General features: G+C 40.9%; 8 protein-coding genes and 1 riboswitch. Of the genes, 5 read left to right on the top strand and 3 right to left on the bottom strand.

The features are described from left to right. Positions 1–683: LPXTG cell wall anchor domain-containing protein (locus tag AC3E7H_RS04760; RefSeq protein WP_490676196.1), on the top strand; the 683-nt coding region annotated here is incomplete at its 5' end. 441 nt (positions 684–1,124) lie between these two features. Further along, on the top strand, positions 1,125–2,408 hold the full coding sequence (gene tig / locus AC3E7H_RS04755) for a trigger factor (RefSeq protein WP_490676195.1): 1,284 nt from the start codon (positions 1,125–1,127) through the stop codon (positions 2,406–2,408). Positions 2,409–2,455: 47 nt separating this feature from the next. On the opposite strand, the gene recD2 is transcribed toward tig, so the two are convergent. The 3 genes from recD2 to rnhC form a co-directional block, all read right to left on the bottom strand. Next, complete coding sequence (gene recD2, locus AC3E7H_RS04750) at positions 2,456–4,822, bottom strand: SF1B family DNA helicase RecD2 (RefSeq protein WP_490676194.1); 2,367 nt, start codon at positions 4,820–4,822, stop codon at positions 2,456–2,458. Between the two features lie 100 nt (positions 4,823–4,922). Continuing rightward, positions 4,923–5,537, bottom strand: a complete 615-nt coding sequence (lepB, locus tag AC3E7H_RS04745) for a signal peptidase I (protein WP_049527421.1) — start codon at positions 5,535–5,537, stop codon at positions 4,923–4,925. A 3-nt stretch (positions 5,538–5,540) separates the two neighbouring features. Continuing rightward, the gene (gene rnhC / locus AC3E7H_RS04740; protein ID WP_490676193.1) at positions 5,541–6,422 is read right to left on the bottom strand and encodes a ribonuclease HIII; all 882 of its coding nucleotides are present in this window, start codon (positions 6,420–6,422) and stop codon (positions 5,541–5,543) included. A gap of 86 nt (positions 6,423–6,508) precedes the next feature. Between rnhC and AC3E7H_RS04735 the strand changes: the two genes are divergently transcribed. The 3 genes from AC3E7H_RS04735 to AC3E7H_RS04725 all read left to right on the top strand — a co-directional run bounded on the left by AC3E7H_RS04735 (position 6,509) and on the right by AC3E7H_RS04725 (position 9,955). Beyond that, positions 6,509–6,811 (top strand): cell division protein ZapA, encoded by a 303-nt coding sequence (locus AC3E7H_RS04735; RefSeq protein ID WP_490676192.1) that lies wholly within the window; start codon positions 6,509–6,511, stop codon positions 6,809–6,811. Then, positions 6,808–7,356, top strand: coding sequence for a CvpA family protein (locus AC3E7H_RS04730; protein ID WP_490676191.1), 549 nt, complete (start codon positions 6,808–6,810; stop codon positions 7,354–7,356). The genes AC3E7H_RS04735 and AC3E7H_RS04730 overlap by 4 nt, the downstream gene beginning before the upstream one ends. 262 nt (positions 7,357–7,618) lie before the next feature. Then, a complete protein-coding gene (locus AC3E7H_RS04725; RefSeq protein ID WP_049527430.1) occupies positions 7,619–9,955 on the top strand; it encodes an endonuclease MutS2 in 2,337 nt (778 codons plus the stop codon). Between the two features lie 146 nt (positions 9,956–10,101). After that, positions 10,102–10,190: riboswitch (glycine riboswitch) on the top strand. Positions 10,191–10,219 lie beyond the last annotated feature (29 nt).

The raw sequence follows: 10,219 nt of genomic DNA, 5'->3' as shown, positions 1-10,219 counted from the left end.
ATGAAAAGAGCCATACTTACGGTAAGGTATCTGTTCCAGTAATTCCAGGTTACTACGCTGATAAGACAGAAGCCGGTGGTAAGACAGTTACTCCAGAAAATCCTGAAGTAGTAGAGATTGTTACCTATAAACCACTTGGAAGCTTGGTTCCAAAATCTGATGATCCTAAATTCCCATCAACACCAGATGTGAAATATCCAAATGATCCAACAGATCCAACAAAACCAGGAAAACCAGTTGTTCCAGACGTACCAGGCTACAAACCATACTTGCCAGATCCAAAAGATCCAAGCAAACCAGGTAAACCAGTAGAACCAGGTAAGGAACTTCCAAACCTTCCAACAAACCCAGGTGATGACACACCAATCATCTACGTTCCAATTGTACCAGTAACTCCAGAGAAACCAGTAACTCCAGAGAAACCAGTAACTCCAGAGAAACCAGTGACTCCAGAGAAACCAGTAACTCCAGAGAAACCAGTAACTCCAGAGAAACCAGTGACTCCAGAGAAACCAGTAGCTCCAGAGAAACCAGTAGCTCCAGAGAAACCAACCTCTGCTAAAGAAAATACTCCTCAGTTGCCAAATACTGGTACTGAAGATCATACTAGCTTAGCAGCACTTGGACTTCTTGGAGTAATGAGTGGATTTGGACTTGTAGTTCGTAAGAAAAAAGAAGATTAAAATAAAAATTTAATCCTATTGAAATTACTTCGGACTAGATGATAGAGTCTATAGCATTAAGAGGACAAACATTTTAAGAATGTTTGTCTTCTTTTTAGTTATCAAATTTGGTATTCAATATTACCTTACAATACTTTATAGAGATAATTTTGTATGTGTAATACTCAAAATGAATCAAACTTAATTTTTTATGTGGAACACTTTATGCAATTGAAAATATACTCTCAAAGAATATTCAAAATTAAAATAATAATACTTGGAAATACTAGCTAAAAACTAACTCCAGAATGTCAAAAATTTACTAAATTTTCCTGAGTAGACTAAGATAGAAAATTATAAAAAATGTGTTTTAGCCAGATTTATCTGCATTAGTCTAGCTTTTATCAATGGAAAATGTTATAATAGACTGTATTTAAAAAAATTTTAAGGAGAAATGACAGAATGTCTGTATCATTTGAAAACAAAGAAACAAACCGTGGTGTCTTGACTTTCACTATCTCTCAAGACCAAATCAAACCAGAATTGGATCGTGTATTTAACTCAGTAAAGAAATCTCTTAATGTTCCTGGTTTCCGTAAAGGTCATCTTCCACGTCCTATCTTCGACCAAAAATTTGGTGAAGAGTCACTTTACCAAGACGTTATGAACGCTCTTTTGCCAAACGCTTATGAAGCAGCTGTAAAAGAAGCTGGTCTTGAAGTCGTTGCACAACCAAAAATTGACGTAACTTCAATGGAAAAAGGTCAAGACTGGGTTATCACTGCTGAAGTTGTTACAAAACCAGAAGTTAAATTGGGTGACTACAAAAACCTTGAAGTATCAGTTGATGTAGAAAAAGAAGTAACAGATGCTGACGTTGAAGAGCGTATCGAACGCGAACGCAACAACTTGGCTGAATTGGTGATCAAAGAAGCTGCTGCTGAAAACGGCGACACTGTTGTTATCGACTTTGTTGGTTCTATCGACGGTGTTGAATTTGACGGTGGAAAAGGTGAAAACTTCTCACTTGGACTTGGTTCAGGTCAATTCATCCCTGGTTTCGAAGACCAATTAGTTGGACATTCAGCTGGTGAAACTGTTGATGTTATCGTAACATTCCCAGAAGACTATCAAGCAGAAGACCTTGCTGGTAAAGAAGCTAAATTCGTAACAACTATCCACGAAGTAAAAGCTAAAGAAGTTCCAGCTCTTGACGATGAACTTGCAAAAGACATCGATGAAGAAGTTGAAACACTTGCTGAATTGAAAGAAAAATACCGCAACGAATTGGCTGCTGCTAAAGAAGAAGCATACAAGGATGCAGTTGAAGGTGCAGCAATCGATAAAGCTGTAGAAAACGCTGAAATCGTAGAACTTCCAGAAGAAATGATCCACGAAGAAGTTCACCGTTCAGTAAATGAATTCCTTGGAAACTTGCAACGTCAAGGTATCAACCCTGACATGTACTTCCAAATCACTGGAACTACTCAAGAAGACCTTCACAAACAATACGAAGCAGAAGCTGAGTCACGTACGAAGACTAACCTTGTTATCGAAGCAGTTGCGAAAGCTGAAGGATTTGACGCTTCAGAAGAAGAAATCCAAAAAGAAATCGAGCAGTTGGCTGCAGACTACAACATGGAAGTTGCACAAGTACAAAGCTTGCTTTCAGCTGAAATGTTGAAACACGATATTGCACTGAAAAAAGCTGTTGAATTGATCACAAGCACTGCAACAGTAAAATAATCTTTACAAGATAAAAGCCCACCGGATTCGGTGGGTTTTCTTATGCTTTATTTTCCGAAAAACTCCTGCAGGTCTTCTTCAGTAATCCCAATCATGGCTGGGATATTAGACCAGTTGTCCTCGGTTAGGATGTAGGATTGTTCAGAATCTGTTGAAGTTGTAATATCGGTAGCAAGTTGGTTTGTTTCCTCGGCATCCTCCATTAGGTCATCGAAACGTTCAATTAGATAGGTCTTACGAGCCGTTCCGATATGTTGAGTTGCATAGTCAAAGGCCTGTAATTCACCTAGTAGGATCAGCTTGCTTTTGGCCCGAGTAATAGCAGTGTAGATGAGATTGCGCTCTAACATGCGCTTGCTTGCACTGGTAATAGGTAGAATAACGACGGGAAACTCGCTACCCTGAGACTTGTGGATACTCATGGCATAGGCTAAGCGAATCTTGTACCATTCATTTCGAGGATAGGAGACCTCATTGCCATCAAAATCAATCATAATTTCATCCTGCTTGGATTCAGTGTATTTTCCTGGAATCAAGTCTGTGATATAGCCTAAGTCTCCGTTAAAGACATTGACCTCTGCATCGTTGACTAGGTGAATGACCTTATCTCCTGTTCGATAGTGACACTGAGGAGCTTCAAAGCTAAGCTGGTCTTTTTGTGGAGGATTGAGTAGGTCTTGCATGAGCTGGTTGATGGCATCAATACCAGCAGTTCCACGGTACATAGGGGCAAGAACCTGAATATCACGAGCAGGGATCCCACTTCTGATAGCAGCACCTAGGATTTTTTCAATGCTAGCAGGGATATGGTTACTAGCGATTTCAAAGTAGGAGCGATCTGCTTTTTTCTGGGTAAAATCTGCAGGTAATATTCCTTGACGAATCTGACTTGCAAGAGTGACAATGGTTGATTCTTCGCTCTGACGGTAGATTCTTTCTAAACGTGTTTGAGGGATGGTTGGTATCTGGAGTAAATCTGCTAGGACTTGACCAGGACTGACAGAAGGTAACTGATCGCTATCACCAACGATAAGGATTTTACTGTTAGAGGAGATATTGGAGAAGAGCTGGTTAGCTAGCCAAGTATCTACCATGGAAAACTCGTCAACAATGATAAAGTCAGCATCCAAATAATCTTCCAGATGGCTGGTATCGTCGTCTCCAGTCATACCCAAGTGGCGGTGAATAGTTGCACTAGGCAAGCCTGTTAACTCATTCATGCGACGGGCTGCGCGACCGGTGGGAGCAGCTAGGAGAATGGGCAGATTGCTCTTTTTCTTGAGGTCTATCCCTTCTAAGAGAGCATAGACAGCTATAATGCCGTTGATAACAGTAGTCTTACCTGTACCAGGTCCACCTGTAAGGATAAAGACCTTGTTCTGGATAGCATCGCAGATGGCCTGTTTTTGAATGCTATCATACTCAATCCCCAGTTCTTCCTCAACAGTTGCGATATGTTCTTGAATGGTTTCTAGATCCTGTTTTTTACTCTGACCTTTTTCGAGGATTCTGATGAGATGGCTGCGAATCCCTTCTTCTGCAAAAAAGAGGCTATTATCAAAGATTTTGGTATCAATCTGCTGGACCTTATCTTCTTCAATCAGATAAGCAAGCTCTTGGGCAACTTGACTCGGCTCTAGTTCGACTAGACGGGAGGATTCAAGAAGGTTGAGGGTTTGCTCCAACAAGTCTCTAGCTTCCATATAGGTATCTCCCGTTTCCATGCAACCTTGAAAGAGACTATGGACGAGACCAGCACGGAAGCGCTCGGGAGCCTGGCTCTCAATCCCCAATTCTTGGGCTAATTGGTCAGCGATGGTAAATCCCAAGCCCTTGATATCCTCGACCAGTTGATAGGGATAATTCTCGACAATCTCTAGCGTTTCTTCCTTGTAAAAGTCTTGAATCTGAAAGGCCAGTTTATTAGGAATGCCGTAGTTGGCTAGCTTGGCTAAGACCATCTCTGTTCCGTAATTTAGACGAAGAGTTGAGACGAAGGCTTCACGATTTTTAGCAGAGAGTCCAGAGATTGATTGGAGTTTGTCTGGATTTTCTAAGATTTTGTCAATAGTGTTATCTCCGTAAATATCTACAATTTTCTGAGCTGTTTTGAGTCCAATTCCCTTAAAATGGCTACTGGAGAAATACTTGACCAAGCCCTTACTAGTCGGCTTGGCTCTCTCATAGCGAGTCATTTGTAGCTGTTCCCCATACTTGGAGTGTTGGACAATTTGTCCCCAAAAGGTGTATTCCTCTCCTTCAATGATATCAGCCATAGTACCTGTGACAATGATTTCATAATCATCAAAGTCTTCAGCATTGGTATCCTCAATATCTAGGAGTAAAATACGGAAAAAATTGCTGACATTTTCAAAAATAATGCGTTCAATGGTGCCTGAAAAATAAACTTCCATAAAATTCCTTACAATAGTGTCTGAGAAAATGTATCCCAGATTTAGTCAAAATAGAATGAGAAGAGGCTGAGATAGAAAATTCTCGGCCTCTTCTTAGTTTTTAAAATGTTCCGATACGCTTGAGTGGCCAGAAGCGGAATTTGGCTTCTCCGGTGATATCTTTTGCTTTAAAGGTACCAACATGTCGACTGTCGCTAGATACCAGACGGTCATCACCCAGTAGGAGGTATTCACCCTCTGGTACAGTGAAGGTAAAGCTAGTGTTGTAATTAACATCTAGGGTAAAGGCCTGAGCCTTTTGAGCTAAAGTTCTAAAGTATTCTCCCTTTTTACCATCCCAACCAGTTCCAGTATAAGTGCTTTGGAGTTTATCTTCCTTGAAACGCTTTAGGTATTCTGCTAAATAGGGCTCATCAGTTTCTTGACCGTTAATATAGAGTTTATCATTGTCATAACGAATAGTATCTCCTGGCATACCAATGACCCGTTTAACGATATCCTTGTTCCCATCGTCTTCATGAGCAACCACAATATCAAAACGATTGATTGGGAGATGTTTAACGACAAAGAGGACTTCCCCATCTGCCAGGGTAGGATCCATGGAATGTCCTTCTACACTGACATTCCTCCAGAGAAAGAGACGGCTAAGACCTACTAGTGTAATAAGTAGGAAGATAACTCCCCACTCTTTTAAAAATGATTTTAAATATTTCATAATTTACCTTTCTAGCATTTTTTTTGCTTTTTCAGTATTTTTAAAGTGTAGTTTGGCGCAGAAGTTGAGTCCCTGCATACCATAAGCACGAAGGATTTGGCTAGCTACCTTATCAGAAGCTGTTCCAGCCCCGCTTGGAAGTTGATAACCAAGTTCTCTACCCAGATTTTCGAGATTTTCTAGAAAGAGATCACGCGCAATGATAGAACTTACTGCGACAGCCAAGTACTTACCTTCAGCTTTTTCCTCTAGGCTGACTGGATTAGAAAAATGATTGGCTTCATTTTTTAAGTACTTCTCATAGTTTTGAGCACTCGTAAAAGCATCGATCACAATCTTTTCTGGCTGGACTCCCTTTTGAAGGAGGAGAAAAATCGCTTGATTGTGCAGAGCTACCTTGACGGAAACGGCATTATAGCGCTCCCCAATGACTTCATTATACTTACTTGGAGAAAGAAGCAGCGCTTGGTGCTGGATTCTCTCCTTAAGCAGAGGGGCAAGCTGACGAATCTTTTGGTCTGTCAGAGTCTTAGAATCCCCTACACCTAATTTTCGTAGGAAGTCATGTTGGTCAGGAGTCACAAAGGATGCAACTGCAGCCAGACCACCGAAGTAGGAACCATTCCCCACCTCATCTGTTCCAATCAAGGGGAAATTTTGTCCGCTAGTTCCTTGACTGACCTGATAACCAAAAAAACTGGCATAGTTTTCAGCCATTTCTCCCTGTAGCAAGACTTTTCCAGAAGTGTAGATGGAAACACTAGCTTGGGGAAGCTTCAAAAAGTAGCGAATATAAGGATTTTTACTAGGAGTCAGTGCCTGTTCATATTGCTGAACAAAGGCTTGGATTTCCTTTTCACTCGGGTTTAATGTAATACTTGCCATAGTTCTTATTGTACCATAAAAGCTGTAGAATTGGTAAAAACTGACAAACTTAGTGAAATTTGGTATAATATCGTGAGGTGAATTTTATGGCAAATTTAAATCGATACAAGTTTACATTCGGCAAAAAAACATTGACCCTAACAACTGAGCATGACAACCTCTTTATGGAGGAAATTGCCAAGGTCGCAACAGAAAAATATGAAGCAATTAAAGAGCAGATGCCTGGAGCGGATGATGAGACAATCGCTATTTTATTAGCAGTCAATAGCTTGTCAACTCAACTCAGTCGTGAGATTGAATTTGATGATAAGGAGCAAGAATTAGAAGCTCTCCGTCATCAGGTTGTAGCAGCAAAACAAGAACAGAGCAAGGCTGAGGATTCGCTATGATTTCCGTCCTTCTCTTATTGGTTCTTGCATGGAGCTTTTATATCGGTTACCGTAGAAGTTTAGTTCTCCAGATTTACTATTTTGTAGCAACTGTGATTTCAGCTTTTCTTGCAGGAAATTTTTATCAATCTTTAGGGAAACAATTTGATTTGTTGATCCCATATGCAAGTCCACAGCAAGGGCAGGGAACCTTCTTTTTCCCGTCGAATCAACTTTTCCAGCTGGACAAAGTCTTTTATGCAGGTCTTGGTTATCTCTTAGCCTTTACGGTGTTTTACTGCTTCGGTCGATTGCTGGGTCTCTTTCTTAATCTTCTACCGACTAAAAAGCTAGCGGGTCAATATTTCCGTATATGCGCAGGAGTTTTATCAGTGGCTGTGACCTTATTTGTCCTCCAGATGATACTGACTATTCTTGCAACTGTTCCTTTACAAATTGTTCAAAATTCACTTGAAAACAGTTTTGTAGCTAAACATATTATCCAGAGTGTTCCCATCACTAGTCATGTGATTAAACAACTCTGGGTAACCAAAATAATCGGATAAAAAGGGCGGGAACAATTCCTAGCCTTTTGTTTACAATTTCATACTCTTCGAAAATCTCTTCAAACCACGACAGCTTCGCCTTGGATTATATATGTGACTGACTTCGTCAGTCTTATCTACAACCTCAAAGCAGTGCTTTGAGCAACCTACGGCTAGCTTCCTAGTTTGCTCTTTGATTTCCATTGAGTATCAATAGTTTAGGAGCCTTTTTGAAAAGAGTGAAAATTTGAAAAATTGTTCGCTCATTACGAAGGAAAAGAAAATGAATAAAAAGATACTAGAAACATTAGAATTTAATAAGGTTAAGGCTTTATTTGAACCTCATCTTTTGACCGAGCAAGGATTAGAGCAGTTGAAAGAACTTGCTCCGACTGATAAAGGAGACAAGATTAAGCAAGCTTTTGCAGAGATGAAGGAAATGCAAGAACTCTTTGTCGAGCATCCTCATTTCAGCATTTCTGCAACAAAAGATATTGCAGCGACTTCCAAACGTTTGGAAATGGGTGCTGATCTCAACATCGAGGAATTTCTCCTTCTCAAGCGTGTCATCTTTGCCAGTCGTGAATTGCAGAATTTTTATGACAATCTTGAAAATGTACGTTTAGACCACCTGGCAAGTTGGTTTGAGAAACTTCATGACTTCCCACATTTACAGGGAAATCTACAAGCCATCAACGAAGCTGGATTTATTGAGAACTTTGCTAGTGAGGATTTGGCACGAATCCGTCGAAAAATCCATGATAGTGAAAGTCAAGTCCGTGATGTCCTGCAAGACCTTCTCAAACAAAAAGCTCAGATGCTGACTGAAGGTATCATCGCAAGTAGAAATGGTCGCCAAGTTCTTCCAGTTAAGAATACCTACCGTAACAAGATTGCTGGGGTCGTTCATGATATTTCTGCCAGCGGGAACACTGTCTATATCGAACCGCGTGAAGTAGTCAAGTTAAGTGAGGAAATCGCAAGTCTTCGTGCAGATGAACGCTATGAGATGATGCGTATCCTCCAAGAACTCTCTGAACGAGTAAGACCACACGCAGCTGAAATTGCAAATGATGCTTGGATTATCGGACATTTGGACCTGATTCGGGCTAAGGTTCGCTTTATCCAAGAGACGGAGGCAGTAGTACCTCAAGTGTCTGAGGGACAGGAGATTCAACTGCTTCACGTTCGTCATCCTCTTGTAAAAAATGCAGTCGCAAATGATGTGCACTTCGGCAAAGAATTAACAGCTATTGTCATCACGGGTCCTAATACAGGTGGTAAGACCATTATGCTCAAGACCTTAGGTTTGACCCAGTTGATGGCTCAGTCTGGTTTGCCTATCCTAGCTGATAAGGGTAGTCGTGTAGGGATTTTCGAGGAGATTTTCGCAGATATCGGAGACGAGCAGTCCATTGAGCAAAGTCTCTCAACCTTCTCTAGTCATATGACCAATATCGTCGATATTCTGGGTAAGGTCAACCAAAACTCGCTCTTGTTACTGGATGAGCTTGGAGCAGGAACAGATCCCCAAGAAGGTGCAGCCCTTGCCATGTCTATCCTAGAAGACTTACGCCTGCGTCAGGTCAAGACCATGGCAACCACTCACTATCCTGAACTTAAAGCCTATGGTATTGAAACTGCCTATGTTCAGAATGCTAGTATGGAATTTGATACAGCTAGCCTGCGCCCAACCTATCGCTTTATGCAGGGAGTTCCAGGTCGAAGCAATGCCTTTGAAATTGCCAAACGTCTAGGCTTGTCAGATGTCATCGTAGGTGATGCCAGCAAGCAGATTAATCAAGACAATGATGTCAATCGCATCATTGAGCAATTGGAAGAACAAACACTTGAAAGCCGGAAACGTCTTGAGAATATTCGCCAAGTCGAGCAAGAAAACCTCAAGATGAACCGTGCGCTTAAAAAACTCTATAACGAGCTCAATCGTGAAAAGGAAACAGAACTCAATAAGGCGCGTGAGCAAGCTGCTGAGATTGTTGATTTGGCCCTAGCTGAGAGTGATGATATACTTAAAAATCTTCACAGTAAATCTCAACTAAAACCACATGAGATTATCGAAGCCAAGGCTAAACTCAAAAAATTAGCTCCTGAAAAAGTTGACCTTTCTAAAAATAAGGTTCTCCAAAAAGCTAAGAAGAAACGAGCTCCAAAAGTTGGAGATGATATTATTGTTTTAAGCTATGGTCAACGTGGTACCTTGACCAATCAACTCAAGGATGGCCGTTGGGAAGCTCAAGTCGGCTTGATTAAGATGACGCTTGAAGAGAAAGAATTTGACTTGGTTCAAGCCCAGAAAGAAGCGCCAGTCAAGAAGAAACAAGTTAACGTCGTTAAACGTGCAGCAGGAAAAGGTCCACAAGCTCGACTAGACCTTCGTGGCAAACGCTACGAGGAGGCTATGGAAGCCTTGGATGCCTTTATCGACCAAGCCCTGCTCAACAATATGGCCCAAGTTGACATCATCCATGGTATCGGTACAGGAGTCATCCGTGAAGGGGTGACTAAGTACCTACAAAGAAATAAACAAGTCAAGAGCTTTGGCTATGCACCACAAAATGCAGGCGGATCTGGCGCAACCATTGTAACCTTTAAGGGATAAAGCGAAACGAATGAAAATTATAATAAAATTTTCTGAAAATAATTGACAAGAGCTAAATTTTCTTGTAAAATAAATAAAAATTAAATACAACACCGAATGAAGTTTAATAGAAGTGGAAAATCGTTTGATTTTTCATGACTGTAAATGGACGGAACTCTGGAGAGACCGTAAAGGCACCGAAGGGGCAAGGCAGGCAACTGCTCAAACTCTCAGGTAAAAGGACAGAGCAATGATAGAGCGCTTTTTGGCATTTATCGATGCATT

Source organism: Streptococcus sp. SCPM-O-B-15304 (M98), from assembly GCF_058200215.1.
Note: the sequence above shows the minus strand (reverse complement) of the source record. Positions and strands in the feature narration are given on the sequence as shown.